Source organism: Massilia sp. CT11-108 (assembly GCF_047302915.1).
Lineage (GTDB): Bacteria > Pseudomonadota > Gammaproteobacteria > Burkholderiales > Burkholderiaceae_D > Telluria > Telluria orientalis.
This window is the reverse complement of the sequence record NZ_JBKYMO010001297.1, coordinates 1-395: the sequence shown is the minus strand read 5'-3', so window position 1 is coordinate 395 and position 395 is coordinate 1. Positions and strand designations below refer to the sequence as shown.

Here is a 395-nt window from a genome sequence, read left to right as displayed (position 1 = left end):
GGCCGCTGCTCATGGCCTGCGGACCCAGCGCGACCGGCGTCGCCGCCGCGGGCGGTTTCGTCGGGTCCTGCAGCGGCTGCGCGTGGGCGCCGCCCGCCAGCAGCAGCGCAAGGAATGCGGCGCGCAGGGCCGGCTTCATCGTCGTCGGAATCACAGCTTCATCCATTTCGGGTCCAGGCTCAGGGTGTACAGCGTCAGGGTCAGGCGCACGTTCGGGTACGCTTCCGCATCCAGCTGCGCCTTGCCCCAGAACAGCTGGGTGGGCAGCGTCTCCAGCGCCTGCATGTAGTCGACCATGTCGAGATAGCTGCCGCGCACCGTCAGTTCGACGCCGTGCCGGTACAGCAGGTCGGGCGATTTGACGACAGGCGGCGGCGCCGGTGCGGCCGACGCCG

General features: G+C 70.4%; 1 pseudogene. It reads right to left on the bottom strand.

Features of this window, described 5'->3' with window-relative positions:
• Positions 1-150: 150 nt before the first annotated feature.
• Positions 151-395, bottom strand: a pseudogene (locus tag ACEN88_RS34485) (hypothetical protein); the annotation flags it as partial.